Origin of the sequence: Polaromonas glacialis, assembly GCF_000709345.1 — a bacterium.
GTDB classification, from domain to species: domain Bacteria; phylum Pseudomonadota; class Gammaproteobacteria; order Burkholderiales; family Burkholderiaceae_C; genus Polaromonas; species Polaromonas glacialis.
On sequence record NZ_KL448323.1, the window covers coordinates 3417782 to 3432450 of the forward strand.

At 65.9% G+C, this 14669-nt stretch carries 15 protein-coding genes and 1 pseudogene; 4 read left to right on the forward strand and 12 right to left on the reverse strand.

Going from position 1 to position 14669, the window contains the following annotated elements; genetic code table 11:
- Nucleotides 1-30: 30 nt before the first annotated feature.
- Nucleotides 31-777, forward strand: a complete 747-nt coding sequence (locus tag EC86_RS0116805; protein WP_029526946.1) for a TerC family protein — start codon at nt 31-33, stop codon at nt 775-777.
- A 63-nt stretch (nt 778-840) separates the two neighbouring features.
- On the opposite strand, the gene aroE is transcribed toward EC86_RS0116805, so the two are convergent.
- The 7 genes from aroE to EC86_RS30405 all read right to left on the reverse strand — a co-directional run bounded on the left by aroE (nt 841) and on the right by EC86_RS30405 (nt 6145).
- Complete coding sequence (gene aroE, locus EC86_RS0116810) at nt 841-1668, reverse strand: shikimate dehydrogenase (protein ID WP_029526947.1); 828 nt, start codon at nt 1666-1668, stop codon at nt 841-843.
- Nucleotides 1665-2048 carry a hypothetical protein gene (locus EC86_RS0116815; protein WP_029526948.1) on the reverse strand — a complete coding sequence of 128 codons (384 nt, stop codon included), beginning with the start codon at nt 2046-2048 and terminating at the stop codon, nt 1665-1667. Before EC86_RS0116815 ends, aroE begins: the two co-directional genes overlap by 4 nt.
- Nucleotides 2049-2107: 59 nt before the next feature.
- Complete coding sequence (locus EC86_RS0116820; protein WP_029526950.1) at nt 2108-3034, reverse strand: ketopantoate reductase family protein; 927 nt, start codon at nt 3032-3034, stop codon at nt 2108-2110.
- A 170-nt stretch (nt 3035-3204) separates the two neighbouring features.
- Nucleotides 3205-3627: a response regulator gene (locus EC86_RS0116830; protein ID WP_029526952.1), complete on the reverse strand. Its 423-nt coding sequence runs from the start codon at nt 3625-3627 to the stop codon at nt 3205-3207.
- A gap of 150 nt (nt 3628-3777) precedes the next feature.
- Nucleotides 3778-4857 carry a pirin family protein gene (locus EC86_RS0116835; RefSeq protein WP_029526954.1) on the reverse strand — a complete coding sequence of 360 codons (1080 nt, stop codon included), beginning with the start codon at nt 4855-4857 and terminating at the stop codon, nt 3778-3780.
- 128 nt (nt 4858-4985) lie between these two features.
- Entirely contained in the window at nt 4986-5954 is a 969-nt protein-coding gene (locus EC86_RS27130) for a hypothetical protein (RefSeq protein WP_051676009.1), read from the reverse strand.
- Between the two features lie 56 nt (nt 5955-6010).
- A complete protein-coding gene (locus EC86_RS30405) occupies nt 6011-6145 on the reverse strand; it encodes a hypothetical protein (RefSeq protein WP_269635726.1) in 135 nt (44 codons plus the stop codon).
- A 333-nt stretch (nt 6146-6478) separates the two neighbouring features.
- Here EC86_RS30405 and EC86_RS0116850 point away from each other — a divergent pair, with 333 nt between their 5' ends.
- Together EC86_RS0116850 and EC86_RS0116855 are read left to right on the forward strand one after the other, a co-directional pair.
- Nucleotides 6479-6841, forward strand: a complete 363-nt coding sequence (locus EC86_RS0116850) for a hypothetical protein (RefSeq protein WP_029526957.1) — start codon at nt 6479-6481, stop codon at nt 6839-6841.
- 242 nt (nt 6842-7083) lie between these two features.
- A complete protein-coding gene (locus EC86_RS0116855; RefSeq protein ID WP_029524292.1) occupies nt 7084-8058 on the forward strand; it encodes an IS1595 family transposase in 975 nt (324 codons plus the stop codon).
- A 299-nt stretch (nt 8059-8357) separates the two neighbouring features.
- On the opposite strand, the gene EC86_RS0116860 is transcribed toward EC86_RS0116855, so the two are convergent.
- From EC86_RS0116860 to EC86_RS29980, 3 genes and pseudogenes are all read right to left on the reverse strand, one after another.
- Entirely contained in the window at nt 8358-9728 is a 1371-nt protein-coding gene (locus EC86_RS0116860) for a leucine-rich repeat-containing protein kinase family protein (RefSeq protein WP_051676010.1), read from the reverse strand.
- 274 nt (nt 9729-10002) lie between these two features.
- Complete coding sequence (locus EC86_RS0116865; RefSeq protein WP_408633928.1) at nt 10003-11178, reverse strand: PAS domain-containing sensor histidine kinase; 1176 nt, start codon at nt 11176-11178, stop codon at nt 10003-10005.
- Nucleotides 11152-11949: pseudogene (locus EC86_RS29980) on the reverse strand (alpha/beta fold hydrolase); the annotation flags it as partial. The gene EC86_RS0116865 and the pseudogene EC86_RS29980, both read right to left, overlap by 27 nt.
- Before the next feature lie 422 nt (nt 11950-12371).
- Here EC86_RS29980 and EC86_RS0116880 point away from each other — a divergent pair.
- Nucleotides 12372-12932, forward strand: a complete 561-nt coding sequence (locus tag EC86_RS0116880; protein WP_084181402.1) for a DUF427 domain-containing protein — start codon at nt 12372-12374, stop codon at nt 12930-12932.
- Between the two features lie 23 nt (nt 12933-12955).
- Here EC86_RS0116880 and EC86_RS0116885 read toward each other — a convergent pair whose 3' ends face one another.
- Both EC86_RS0116885 and EC86_RS29985 read right to left on the reverse strand, forming a co-directional pair.
- Nucleotides 12956-13987 carry an SDR family oxidoreductase gene (locus tag EC86_RS0116885; protein ID WP_051676012.1) on the reverse strand — a complete coding sequence of 344 codons (1032 nt, stop codon included), beginning with the start codon at nt 13985-13987 and terminating at the stop codon, nt 12956-12958.
- A 206-nt stretch (nt 13988-14193) separates the two neighbouring features.
- A partial coding sequence (locus EC86_RS29985; RefSeq protein WP_232229923.1) for an aldo/keto reductase occupies nt 14194-14669 on the reverse strand: 476 nt, incomplete at its 5' end.

Here is a 14669-nt window from a genome sequence, read left to right on the forward strand (position 1 = left end):
ACTCGCCGGCTTTACCTTTGCGAAATTCTCATGGAACTTCTTTCCGACCCGAATATCTGGATCGCCTTTTTCATGCTCGCGGCGCTTGAAATCGTCCTGGGCATTGACAACATCATCTTCATCAGCATCCTGGTGAGCCGCCTGCCGGCTGAAAAGCGCGACCTGGCGCGCCGGCTGGGGCTGGGCTTTGCGATGGTCTCGCGCATTGCGCTGCTGTTCAGCCTGGCCTGGGTCATGACGCTGACCACGCCGATCTTCACCGTATTCGCCCAGGAAATCAGCGGACGCGACCTGATCCTGCTTGGCGGCGGCCTGTTCCTGCTGTACAAGGCCTCGCACGAGATTTTCCAGGAGGTCGAGGCGCATGAGTCCGACGAGGTCAGCGCCGGGGTCGACAAGGTCAAGGCCGGCGCTACCGTGTTCTGGGGAACGATCGTGCAGATCGGCATCGTGGACATCGTGTTTTCGCTGGACTCGGTGATCACCGCCGTCGGCATGGTGGACAACATCAGCGTCATGGTGGCCGCCGTCGTGGCATCGGTCGCCGTCATGATGTTCGCGGCCAAGCCGATTGGCGAGTTCGTCGATGCGCACCCGTCCATCAAGATTTTGGCGCTGGCTTTCCTGACCATGGTCGGCACGCTGCTGGTCGCCGAAGCCTTTGATGTGCATGTGCCCAAGGCTTACGTCTATGTGGCCATGCTGTTTTCCCTGACGGTGGAGGCGCTCAACATCCGGGCGCGCACCAAGCGCCTTGCCGCCAAGGCGGCGGCCTGAACCCGCCCGGCTTGCCGGGTTTTTGACGCCAGCCCGCCGGAGCCGGCCCGCCTGAAGGGTTTCTCAGACCAGCGGAACGGTCAGTTTCTCGATCACCGCGCGGGTGTCGGGCCGCACGCCGCGCCACCACTCAAAAGCTTCGGCGGCCTGTTCGGCCAGCATACCGACGCCATCGGCCAGCTGCTGCACGCCGGCGTTCTGCGCGAACCGCAAAAACGGCGTCAGCCCCTTGCCGTAGGCCAGTTCATAGGCCAGGGCACCCGGCGCGAACACGCTGGCCGGCACCGGCGGCAACTCGGTGTGCAGGCTGGCCGAGGTGGCGTTGAACACCACGTCGAACGCCTGCCCCGCCAGGTCCGCGTAGGTGCAGCCGCGCACAGGGCCGGCGCCTGACGCTTCGGCGATGCGCACCAGTACCTGCGCCTTGTCCAGGCTGCGGTTGGCAATCACCAGTTCGGCGGGTTCCTGCGCCAGGAAAGGCAGCAGCGCGCCCCGCGCCGCGCCGCCCGCGCCGAGCAGCAGCACGCGTTTGCCCTTGAGCGGGCAGTTCAGGTTGTGGACCACGTCGCGCACCAGGCCGACACCGTCGAAGTTCTCGGCCAGCACCCGGTCGCCGTCAAACTTCATGGCATTGGCCGCGCCGGCCAGTTCGGCGCGCTCCGAGCGCTCGGTCGCATAGGCAAAGGCATCGAGCTTGAATGGCGTGGTGATGTTCAGGCCCAGCCCGCCGGCGGCGCGAAACGCATCGACCGCGCCGGCGAAGCCGTCCAGCGGGCCTTCAAGGGCGGTGTACTGCATGTCCTGGCCGGTGGCCTGCGCGAACATGCCGTGGATCAGGGGCGATTTGCTCTGGTGAATGGGGTTGCCGATAACGGCGTAAAGATCTGTCATGCCTGGGGCTCCGAAGTCAGCACACCGTCCCGCGCCGTGGCGTCGGTGTCGCGGCCAAATGCTACACGCTCGGCTATCTGGCGGCTGTGCTGGCCGGGCAGGCCTGTTTGGCCTTGATTTTTTAACTTCCTGCTTCGCTGCAGGTCAACGGCTTTGTCAGTCCTTGCCTGGGTGTTGCCGCAGGGTTGCTGTGTCTTTTGCTTGCTTGTCTTGGTTTTTTGGGTTTGGAGCGCCGGGAAGGCGCTCACCCCCCAAACCACAGAAGAAGCAAATCCAAAGCCCAAGAACATAGAAACCGCAGCGATCAAAACAGCAGCGTTAGCAGTTACGATTTTGTTGCCAAAAACTGCCTTTTGCGCAAGCTGCGCCTGCACAACCAACTATTGAATCAATAGCAAACCATAGGTGCCTGGGCCATGCATGTCGCCCTGCGCCTGGATCAGCCCGCCAGCCCGCGCTCGATGCCTTTGATGCAGGCCACCAGCGTCTGGTTGACCGGCGTCGGCACGCCGACCTTTTCGCCCTGGCGCACCACCGCGCCGTTGATGTAGTCAATCTCGGTGATCGAGCCTTTTTCCAGGCTTTGCAGCATCGACGGCTTGAACTCGAACGGCAGGCCGGCGCCGGCCATGCGCCAGGCATCAAGCGGCTCGGCAATGCTCAATATGATGCCGCTGGCCCTGGCGACGGCCATTGCCTCGCTGACGGCCGCGACGGCGCAGGCCTGCAGTTCGGGCGACTGGTACAGCAGCCCGTAGGGCAGGCGCGTGATGCCGCTCAGCGCGCCGGTCGCCACATTGACCAGCAGCTTGTCCCAGATCGCGCCCGAGATGTTCTCGCTGACCGTGGTGTCCAGCCCGGCCTGGTTGAACAGCGCGGCGATGCGCAGCACGCGCTGCGACACGCCGCCGCCCGGTTCGCCCAACAGCGTCAGCTTGTTCACCGTGCCGGCCAGCACATGGCCGGGCGCCAGCTGTGTGCCGCCCACATAGGTCTTGCCCGCCAGCAGCCGCTCGCGGCCGACGATGCCGGCCAGCACGTCTTCATGGCCCAGGCCGTTTTGCAGCGACAGCACCACCGTATCAATCCCCAGCAAGGAAGTGGCGGCCTGCATAGCCTCGGCGGTGTGAAAGGACTTGACCAGCACGATCACCAGCGCCACCGTGCCCGCCGGCTGCGCCGTGGTGGCCGCATGCACCGCTACCGTGCGGTCCACGCCGCCGGTGCGCAACATCAAGCCCCGGCGGTTCATCGCCTCGACCTGGTCCGCATTGCGGTTGATCAGCCACACCTCGTGGCCCGCCTCGGTCAGCACGCCGCCCATGGCGCAGCCCAATGCGCCCGCGCCCAAGATTGCAATTTTCACAAGCTGCTCCCGACAAATAAGTGAAGGGATTCTGGCAGCTGTTCATGCAGAAGCCGCCTGCCGGCTGGCGCGAAATTCCTGGCCTCATGGCGCCTGACAGTTGTTGCTACTGAATTCATAGCTGCTTGCGCATGCCAGTCGTGCGCAAGCAGCCTGTTTGATGCTGAAATCTAGTTCAGCCGGAAGCCAGAGTCCGGCGCGTCGGGCCGTTTTCTGGCCAGCTGGCGGGTCTGCTCGATGCAAAAGTCCAGCAGGCGGTCGAGTTCGGTGGACTTGTCGAACACCGCATCGGCCCCCAGCGCCACCGAGCGCTTGCGGATTTCCGGCGTGGCGTAGTTGGTCAGGAGCACGACCTTCTGGAAAGGCGCGCGGTCCTGGCACGCGGCCAGCACGCCCAGGCCGCTTCCCTGCTTTAAAAACAGGTCAACGATGGCCAGGTGCCAGTCCGGATGGCGGTCAAGCCACTGGCTGGCTTCGTTCTGGGTCGCCGAATGCGCGGTAATTTCCAGAGCGGCTATTTCGCCAAGGGTTTCGATCAGGTTGGTGCGCACGACCGGGTTGTCTTCAACCAGGTAGGCAATCAAGGTTTGCATAGAGCGCCTGTGTGTTTGAGTGGCAGCTGCTGCTGCCCATCAGGAAAACTCCCTTGCCCATGGAAACACTTTCAGGGAAAGGTCGCCGCCGTCCAATAACGCCAGCCAGAGTAGGACAGCGCGCGGGTCCGGCACAGCCTGAAACCTTTTTCAGCTGGGCGACGACAGGGCCCGAAGCGGGTCGCTGGCGTGCGCTTCGGGCCGCTCCTCGGCGCCGCCCGGGTGCCGCGCGAACCGGTCCGGCACCCGTCCATGCACTGGCGCCGCATCCGGCCAGGGCCAGCCGCCAAATTGGGTGCGCTGGTAGTCGGCGAACGCCTGCCGTATCTCGGCGTCGGTGTTCATTATGAACGGGCCATGCTGCGCCACCGGCTCGCCAATCGGCCGGCCCTGCAGCAGCAAAAATTCGGATTCCCCGGGCCCGTTGACCAGTTCGACGGCGGCATCGGCGCGCAAGGCGATGGCGCTGGCTTGGCGCACCGCCTGGCCGGCCACGGTGACGGAGGCACCCTTGAAGAAATACAGCTGGCGACGGGTGGATTCGCCAGCGGCGGCAGGCAGCGTCCAGCGAGCGCCGGGCGCCATGCGCAGCGTCCAGATGGCCACGTCGGCCTCAAGCCGCGCGGCCCAGGAGTCGGGCGGCGGCGGCAAGGGCGCGCCCACGCTGGCGTCCGGGTCGTTCAGCCGGCCGGTGATGACCGCCACGTCGGTCGTGCGGCCCGCTTCATCGGTCGCCGTGAACTTCGGAATGTCCTGCGCCCAGAACATGGTGAAGTGCGGCGTGGCCATTTTGGCTGAAGCCGGCAAGTTTAGCCAGATCTGGAACAGCTCCAGCGGGTTCGGCCCGTCCGGGTCGAGCAGCGGGAACATTTCGGAATGCACCACGCCCTGGCCGGCGGTGAGCCACTGCACGTCACCCTGCCCGAAACGCGCCGTCGCGCCGAGTGAATCGGAATGGTCGACCAGGCCCTTGCGCACGATGGTCACGGTTTCAAAACCCCGGTGCGGATGCGCCGGAAAGCCCGGCACGGTGCTGCCGTGGTACATGCTCCAGCCGTCCTTGCGGCTGAAGTCCTGGCCGATGTCGCGCCCCGCGAGCGACGCCGCCGGGCCGTGCTGCGCATTGCCTTGCGGATAGGCGTCGTCGTGGTACACGCAAAACAGGAAAGGATCGACCGTTGGCCACGGAAAACCCAGCGGCTCGATGCGAAGAACGGGCGAGGAAGGCATGGGGGTCGCTTTCTTTTCAAAGAAACACAGGTAAGGCTGATGCGGCCCGTTTCAAGCGAAAAAGCCCGGCGGGCCGGTGCCTGGGCACCTGACCGCCAGGCTTCACAGGCCCGCTGGCCTGGAGGGGCTCAGCGCCTGCCGGTCATCGATTCCCAGCCGTGCCGCACGGCCTGCTTGGTCTGCTCCCAGGTGCTGGCGCCGGTGGGGTAGCGGTGGGACCAGTCGCTGCGGGCATCGGCCTCGACCTCGTCCCAGGAACGGCTGGCATAGCGCGGGTCGGCGCGCAATGACGAGCCGTACTGGTAGGCGGGCTCATAGTCCTCGTAGGCACCGTTCAGCGAGGCCAGGTTGGCGTCGTAGTGGCTGCGGTAGTCGGGCGCAGCCGTGCTCAGTGTCGCGTTGCCGCTCTTGTCAACTTCGACCACGGTGTTGCGCAACTGCTCCTGTTCCTCGACCGGCGGTGTCTTGGAGCGCGGGAACACCCGCACCGTTCCCAGGTCCACTTCACGCTTGCCGATTTCCAGGTCCTCGCGTGCCACCGGCAGCACCGTGCCCTGGTCTGCAGGGTCAACGCGGGTATCGTTGGGTGTCAGAAGATCGTCGGACGAGCGCAGGCTGGCGCTCTGGTAGCGGCTGCGCTCGGCGGCGATCTGGTCGGGCTGGTAAGGCTGGGCCGACGGGTCGAAGCCCGCGTAGCCTTCCTCGCGCCAGCTTTCGGTTCGCTTGTCGATATCGACCGCGCCAGCGGCGGCCAGGATGGAGCGGGCCTCCTCGACCCGGCCCGGGTCGGACACCGTCACCGCCACGACCGTGCTGCCCCGGCGAACGGCTTCGGAATAGTGGCCGGCATGCTCTGTGTCGTCGCTGCCGAAAAGGTCGCTGAAAAAGCGCCCGATGCTGGCCATGAAACCTTCGTCCTCGCTGCCCCGGGAGGTGCCGGTGATCGTGCGGTCGGTCGTGGTCAGCGTGTCGCTTTCCTGCGCGGCCGGGTTGGACTGCAGGCGCACCTCGCTGGCATCGAAACCGCTGTCCAGAAGGGCATCGCGCGCGTTCCGCGCCTCGTCGACCGTGTCAAAAACTCCTACTATTGTCTGCATGGCTCGACTCCTGAAATGGATCAAGGTTGATCAGTGGGCTGATAAAAAACCGGTTCTCACGGCGTGTCCGCCACCGCTTCGGTGACTTGGTGAACCACCTTGCACACCCGCACGCTGCCGGTGCGTTCGCCTGCGCCTGCGAGGCCGGGAACGCCGGCAAGATGCGTGGTTTCGGCTGTGAAGGAATTCATGTTGCGTTGTTGACCGGATGAACGTCCATCTTGCGGGTTTGCCGCGCGCAGGCTGAAAGAACATCGGGGTAGATGCCGTCAGCCCAAACCTACAGGCGCTTTTCCACGCCCGGTCCGGCAGGGCGCGCCGGCAATTGCCGCCGGCTGCGGTGAAACGCCATCCGCCCAAAGGCGACAGCCGTTTGTGAAGCCGTCCTACACCGGAGACGGAACTTATTTAGTAAATTACCGTTACAGCTTGTCAGTGACTGTTAAATGTCGCGGCAAGATAAAACTGTGAACGCACACACTGAATTTGATGTGCGGCTTATTCTTCACCTCAAAGGACTTCCCATGAAACACTCTTTACTGCTTGCCGCCCTGGTTGCGATGCTCGGCCTGACCGCCTGCGAAAAAACCACCGTTGCGCCGCCTGCCGCCGCACCGGTCGTCGTGGTTCCCGGCCCCGCTGGCCCGGCCGGCGCCACGGGCGCTACCGGTTCTACGGGCTCGACCGGTTCAACGGTTGCCGTTCCCGGCCCAACGGGTGCCACCGGCGCCACGGGTGCGACCGGCAATGACGGCGCCACCGGTTCGACAGGTTCCACCGGTTCCACCGGCTACACCGGCGCGACGGGCGCAACCGGCGCTGACGGCAGCAAGGGCGACACCGGCAAGACCGGCGGCGACACGGTCGTCATCGTTCCGCAAAAGTAATTTTTTCGCTTTCGCTCCCTAAAAACGCAGGTGGATTTCCACCTGCGTTTTTTTTTGTTTGTTTTTGGGCTTTGGGTTTGCTTCTTCTGTGGTTTGGGGGGTGAGCGCCTTCCCGGCGGGGGGTAACTTTCTTTTCTGGCAAAAAAGAAAGCCCACCAAAGAAAGTGGCTCTGTCACTGTTAGATGTGGAATTTTTTTTCCAGAGGCGTAGAGTTCATAGCGAACCGTGAAGGAGGTTAGCCATGAACGCCGAGACTTTCAATGCGTTGATGAACCAACAGGTGCCCCGGCTCACGCTGCGCCAGCGTGAACTGCTCAAAAAGCGTCTGGATGAACTCGATGAGCAGCAAAAAGGGCTGGCCGTCATTGAGTCGTCCAGCGCGACTGAGCCGCGCTGCTGCCCACACTGCCAAGGCAGCGAGCTTTACCGGCATGGCCACGTCAGTGGGTTGCAGCGCTACCGCTGCCGGACATGCCACCGCACGTTCAATGCCCTGACGGGCACCGCGCTGGCGCGGCTGCGCAAGAAGGGCAAGTGGTTCGGTTTTAGTCAAGCCCTGGCCGCGTCCCTCACCCTTCGCCGGGCCGCTACTGCCCTGCAGGTTCACCGAAACACGGCGCTGCGCTGGCGCCATCGCTTTCTCAGCGGCCTCAAGGCAGACCGCGCGACAACGCTGCAAGGTATTACCGAGGCCGACGAGACCTATATCCTGGAGTCGCGCAAGGGCTGTCGCAAGCTGGACCGCCCGCCTCGCCGTCGCGGCAGCAAGGCGAGAAAAGCGGGCCTGTCCGGTGAACTGGTCTGCGTTTTGGTGGCTCGGGACCGTGCCGGACAGACGCTGGACTGGGTGATGGGACGCGGGCAGATGACAAAAGCCGCACTGGCCGGCGCACTGCAGCCCGTGCTGGCCAAGGATGCGCTGCTGGTGAGCGATGGCAACCGGACCTACTGCGGCTTTGCGCACGACGCGCACCTGGCGCACGAGGCGGTCAATCTGAACGCAGGCGTGCGCGTCAACGGCGCCATCCATGTCCAGAATGTCAACGCCTATCACGGCCGTCTCAAACAGTGGCTGCACCGCTTTCACGGCGTTGCCACGGGCTATCTGGACAACTACCTGGGCTGGTTTCGCGCCCTGGACAGCCACCATGGCGACTCTGGGCAAGCTGTCTTGGCGATGGCCTTGGGAAAATTTCCACATTTAACAGTGACATAGCCAAGAAAGTTGCCTGGGGTCGGGAGCGGGTTAGAGCTGAACGCTCTGTCGGGCCATCGCTTCGCTGGGCCCTGGGTTCCTTGATCGGTGGCCGGTGGCCAATGCCGGAGGCTGGCTGGTTCTACCGCTCGTTCGCCAACAGCTTCACGCTCTGCCTGATCTGGTTGGTCTGGTTGGCTTGCGCTACGCGCGTCGCTGTCGACTCCGCCATTTTTTGCCCCCTAACTTGCCGGGTGCGGGCTGGTGGGTCGATGGCTGATAGCTATTGATTCAGGAGCGAATTGCGCTGCCTCGTCGTTTCAGCAGGCTTGCCGGCACTGCGCCAGCCGCTGCACGATGTCGGAAAACAGCGGGCGCCGGGCCGTGTCTTCCAGTGCGCAGTCGGCCTGCAGGTCGGCCAGCATCGCCAGCGCCGCCTGTCGCGCGCCGGCTGGCGCCGGGCAGCAGGCCAGCAGTTCTTCGAGCAGGCAGGAAAACGCCCGCGCCTCGATGCGCTGCAGGGCCAGCGCCAGCGGCGCGTCGTCCGGCGGAAAAAACGAGGCCGCGCCAAAGTCGCCGAGCAGCGCCTGGCCGCCCGCCGCGCACAGGATGTTGTGCGCATACAGGTCGCCATGCAGGACGCCGCGCGCATGCAGCTGGCCGGCCGCCGACGCCACGTCCTGCGCCAGCCGCAGCGCCGCGCTGGGTGTGAAGCGCGTCGCGGCGTCATACACGTCGCGGGTGCAGGTGTCCAGGCTGGGCGGCGCGGCCAGGTTGCCAAAGTGCGGCGCCACCAGCGCCATCACCAGGCCGTCGCTGCCTGCCGGATGATGGGTGATGCGGCCATGCACGGCAATCAGGGCGGGGTGCGCGCCGGCGCCGATGCATGCTGCCATTTCATGCGCAGGCAGGCCGTCGCTGGTCAGCGCGCCCTTGAACACCTTGACGGCCACCGGCAGCGCCGCGCTGCCCTGCTGCCAGAGCGCCTGGCGGATCACGCCCGAAGCGCCCTCGCCCAGCACTGGCCCGAGCTGCAGGCTGGCCCAGTCGATGCGGGCCAGCGGCGCATCGGCCAGCGCGGCGGCTTCACCGGCGTCAGACAGCGGGTTGCCGGCATACGCCAGCCAGGCCAGGCGCGGCAGCGCCAGCAGCCAGCCGGGCAGGGCGGTGAAGCGGTTGGCGGCGATGCGCAGCAGCTCCAGCCGGGTGCAGGCGGCCATTTCCGGCGGCAGGGCGTGCAGCCGGTTGCCGGCAAGCATGAGTTTTTGCAGCCGCGTGCAGCGGCCGAGGGCGGCCGGCAGCGTGTCGATCTGGTTGTCGGTCAGCACCAGCGCGCGAAGGCGCGGCGGCAGCGCGGCGCCCGGCACGTGGCGAATCTGGTTGGCCCGAAAGCCGATCATCTCCAGCTGCGCGCACTGGCCCAGCACCGCCGGCACTTCGGTGAAGCGGTTGTTCGAGCAAAAAATGATGCGCAGCCGGTGCAGCCGCGCCAGGTCGTGCGGCAGGGCGCTCAGCGCATTGCCGGAGAGGTCGAGGATTTCCAGCGTGTCGGCCAGCGTGAAGATCTCGGGCGGAAAGGTTTCCAGCCCGCAGGACAGGCTCAGGCGGCGGCTGCCGGCCAGCGCGCCGGCGCGCAGTTGCTCAAGCAGGCTCGGGGCGGGAAGGGGCTCGGTGCCTTGCGGTGGGTTCATCGTGCGTATTGGACACGAAGCCGGTGGTTTGCCATTGCAGGGCGCTGGCCTTGCTTTTTTTGGTCACTGCTAACGCTTGCGATTTGATCGCTGCGTTTTCTTTTTTGGACTTTGGGTGGCTCACCCCTCAAACCACAGAAGAAACCACCAAAAACCCAAAAAAAACGCAGCGATCAAATAGGAAACGTGAACAGTCAATTTTTTTGAACAGAATCAGGTGTTTTGGCAATACCAGAAAGCGTTTGCAGCTATTAAAAAAATAGCAATAACGGTCTTAAGAAGCGCGCGCTTGCGGGATCACCACGGTAAACACCGTTCCATCCTCCAGCGTCGAGGTGACCGACACCGTGCCCCCGTGGGCCTTGGCGATCTCGCTGACGATGAACAGCCCCAGGCCGACGCTGCGGCCGGTGTTCACCTCGTCGCAGCCGCGCACCATGAGGTCGAACAGCCCGTCCATGATGCCGGCGGGAATGGGCCGGCCCCGGTTCTGCACCGAGATGGAAAAAAATGCCTTTTCACGGGTCGAGGTGACGAGCACCGGAGCGCCGGACTCGCCATAGGCCATGGCGTTGGACACCAGGTTGCCGACCAGCTGCGCCAGCCGGTCGGCATCGGCGATGCACCGGCTGGGCCCCTGCTGCACATGGTGCAGCACCCGGTCGGGAAACACCTGCGACAGCTCCTGCACCGCCCCGGCCACCGTGGCATGCAGCTCCATGGCCTGCGGCGACACCGACAGGCCGCTGCCCAGCCGCGCCTGCGTCAGGTCCAGCAGGTTGGCGATCAGGCGGCTGGCGCGGTCGCCGGCCCTCAGGATGCGGGCCAGCACCTCCGACTGCTCGGGGGTGACGACGCCCTTGCCCAGCAGTTCGGCGCTCATCAGCATGGCCATGATCGGGTTGCGCAGGTCATGGCTGACGATGCCGACCATCTGCTCGGCAAACATCGCCCGGTCGCTGGCCTGCGCCTGCAGGTCGTTGGCATGTGCAACCATCGCTTCGAGCTTGGTGCGCGCCTGCACCAGTTCCTTTTCATACCTGTCGCGGTCCTGCGCGATGAACAGCGCGTATTCATCCACCACCTCGCCATCTTGCGTGTGCCGGCGCGCATTGAGCAGCATGGGCAGCAGCTGGCCGTCCTTGCGCAGCATCTGCACCCGCACCTCCGAAACCGAGCCCTGCATCTGCAGCAGGGGCAGCGAATGCGTCTGGTGAAAAATGCGGCAGCCCGTGGTCAGCAATTCCTGGAGCTTGCGCCTGCCGACCAGCTCGTCTGCGGTGTAGCCGAGCCAGTGGCAAAACGTCAGGTTGACCCGGCGCAGCAGCCCCTGCGCATCGGTCTGCGCCAGCCCGCAGGGCGCCTGATCAAGCAGGTCCGGCGCTTCGGTGACCCCGGCCGGGCCGGCGTTTTGCGTTGCCAGCCCCTGCCTGGCCAGGAAGGCATCGATTGCGTCGGTGATGGCGCCGGGCTCGCTCAGATGCGGGTAATGGCCGATGTTCCGGATGACCTTCAGCGTGCCGTGCGGCATGGCCTGGCGCATGTAGTGGCCCACCGACACCGGGGCGATCGGGTCGTCGCTGCATTGCAGGATCAGCGTGGGCGTCTTCAGCCGGGGCAGCTGCGCGCGGTGGTCGGACAAAAAGGTGACGCGGGCAAACTGCCTGGCAATGTCCGGGTCGGTGCGGCAAAAGCTGCTGGCGAGTTCCGCGCCGAGTTCGGGCCGGTCGGGCGCGCCCATGATGACCGGCGCCATCGTGCTGGCCCAGACAAGGTAGTTGTTGTCCATGGTGCTGAGCAGCGCATCGATGTCCTGGCGCTCAAAACCGCCGGTGTAGTCGCCGTCGTTGAGATAGCACGGCGACGGGCCGATCATCACCTGGGCGGCGATGCGGCCGGGCGCCTTCAGGTCGGCCAGCAGGCCGATCATGGCGCTGACCGAATGGCCGACGAAGGTCACCGGACCCTGGCCGAATTGCTTGATGAGTTCCACCACGTCATCGGCATAGCCTTGCAGCGAACCGTATTTTTGCGGGTCATACGCCGACAGGTCAGACTGGCCGGCGCCGACCAGGTCGAAAAGCACGGTGCGAAAACGCCTGGCATAGGCCGGCTGCACCAGCCGCCACATGGTCTGGTCGCAGCCAAAGCCGTGGGCAAAGAAAATGGTCGCCGGACCGCTGCCGGCTACCTGAACGTGATGGCGCCGCTCGACAGTCATGGCATGCATTCAGTGCAGAAATGGCCTTCAGGCCAAAGCAAAAGAATAGGCCTGAAAGAATCAGGGCACCAGAGACATTCCTGGCGAAATCGTTAGCGCTTGTTGAGCTTGAGGGAGCCATTGCAGCGCCTGCCAGGTGTCGGCGCCGCCTTCGCAGGTCTTGATTCGCGCCGGCCCGCCCCGGCAACTGCGTACCGCGCCGGCTGCACCCTCTTCAGGACAGGGTTCGCCTGATGCCCTAAAGTGGTGCTCCCGACTTGACATGTTGAAACAAGATGCGCCCTCGCACCGTGCTTTTCCTGCGCGCCAGGTGCTTGAAACCCGCTGCGCATGAAGTGGGTCCGGGTGCCCGCCGGGGAATTCCTGAAGGGCAGCGACGAAACCCCGCAGGCGCCAGCGCGCAATTTTTACAGGAGCCTCAAATGAACCGCAGCAACGCCGACCGCCTGGCCCGCGCCACCGCCCTGTGGCAGCACACTGGCCGCGAACGGCCGTCTTTTGCGCTGCCGGCCGGCCCGGGCCAGGAATCGGTCTGGGACTATCCGCGCCCGCCCCGGCTGGTGCTTGAGAACCGGGAAGTGGTCGTGAGGGCCGGCGGCCTTGTGCTGGCCCGCAGCCGCCGCGCGCTGCGCCTGCTGGAAACCGCCAGCCCGCCGGGCTTTTACCTGCCGGCGCAGGATGTTTGCACCGACCGGCTGGTGCCGGCGGACGGCGCCTCGCACTGCGAGTGGAAGGGCCAGGCGGCCTACTGGTCGGTGCGGCTGCCAGGGGGCGGCATGCTCGACCGCGTGGCCTGGTCTTATCCGCATCCGCTGGCGCCTTACGAAGCGCTGGCTGGCCATTTCGGCTTTTATCCGCAGCACCTGGATTGCCGGGTGGACGGCTTGCAGGTGCAGCCGCAGCCCGGCGGTTTTTATGCCGGCTGGATCACGCCCGAGGTGGTCGGGCCGTTCAAGGGTGGGCCGGGTTCAGGCGGCTGGTGAACGGCCGTGAGCTTGGCAGTGGGTCAGCGCGCGGGCCTGGGCCGCGCGGCCAGCCGCCGCGTGTCCTGAGGCCGGCTGCGGCGCGGGCGCATGGCCCACAGCATCCCCAGCCCGACCGCGCCGGCCAGCGCCACCGCTAGCGCCGGCATGGCGCGCACCGCCAGCGTGCGGTAGCCGCCGTCGATGGTGTGAACGCGTGACGGCTCGAACAAGTTGCCGTTGGTGATCGGCGCCGGGTCGGCGCGCTCCAGCGCCCGGTCGGTCAGCCAGCGCGCAAGGCGGGCGGTCAGGCCGGGCGCGACGGCATGCGCCAGCCGCCCGGGAATCGCCACGCTGCCAATCGCCGTGACGTCGCGCGGCGCATGGCTGAGCGCCACCAGGGCGGCGGCCACCTCGCGCGGGTCCAGCACGGGCGGCGGCGGGCGCAGGCGCTTGCCGGTGTAGTTGGCGCCGTGGAACAGGCCGGGCGTGTCGACAAAGGTCGGGTAGACCTCGCAGACATGCACGTCGGGCAGGCCGGCCAGCTCGGCCCGCAGCGCCTCTGAAAAGCCGCGCAGCCCGAACTTGCTGGCGGTGTAGGCAGCGGCATAAGGCGCGGGCACCCAGCCGCCCGACGAGATCATGTTGACCAGCGTGCCGCGCCCGCGTTGGCGAAAATGCGGCAGCACCGCATGCGCGCCGTTCATGTGGCCGAGCAGGTTGGCCGCGATCACGCGCTCGTTCGCCTCCATCGGCGTGGCGTCGAACGCGCCGACCGCGCCGATGCCGACGTTGTTGATCCAGACGTCGATGCGTCCAAAGCGCTCGATGGCCGCATTGGCCAGCGCCTGCACGGCGTCTGCGTCGGTCACGTCGGTCGGCACGGCCAGCGCCTGGGCATCGAGCAGCACGCATTCGGCCGCCACCTTGTCCAGCGCCTCGGGACCGCGCGCGGCCAGCACCAGCTGCGCTCCCTGGCGCGCGAAGGCCAGGGCGGTGGCATGGCCGATGCCGCTGGAAGCGCCGGTCAGGACGACGACGGGCGCCAGGAAGTGGTCGAGGTAGGTGTTGAGCATGGGCTGGCCTGCAAGTTAAGGGTGGTCGGTGTGTTGAATCGTCCGGCGCAAAAACTCGGCTGTCAATCAGCGGAGGTGCCGGCGGGAATCGGGCGCCGGCTGGTGTTTTTCTGTGGCTTTGCTGGCCGGGCGACCCCCCGGCCAGCAAGACCGCGAAGCGTAAAGAAAAAATAAATCACCAGCACAGGCATAACCACGCCCAGCCCTCACCCCAACAGCAAAGCCCCATGCAGCCGCCAGAACGACGCATCCGGCAGCGCGCCCCGGCCCGCCGCCAGGTTGTCCAGCATGTGCGCCGGCCGGCCGGTGCCGGGAATGGCGCAGGTCACGGCCGGGTGGCTCAGCACGAACTTCAGCAGCACCTGCGCCCAGCTGGCGCAGCCGATGTCCGCCGCCCAGCCGGGCAGCGGCTTGCCGGCCAGGCGCCGCAGCAGGCCGCCGCCGCCAAACGGCTGGTTGACCAGCACCGCCACGCCGCGCGCCTGCGCCAGCGGCAGCAGGCGTTCGGCGGCAGCCCGGTCGTCCAGCGCATAGTTGATCTGCAGGAAATCGAGCTTTTCGGCGCGCAGCACCGCCTCGACTTCGGCATAGCTTGAGGCGGTGTAGTGGGTGATGCCGACGTAGCGCACCCGGCCGGCGTCCTTCAACCGGCGCACCGATGCCAGCTGCACCCGCCAGTCCA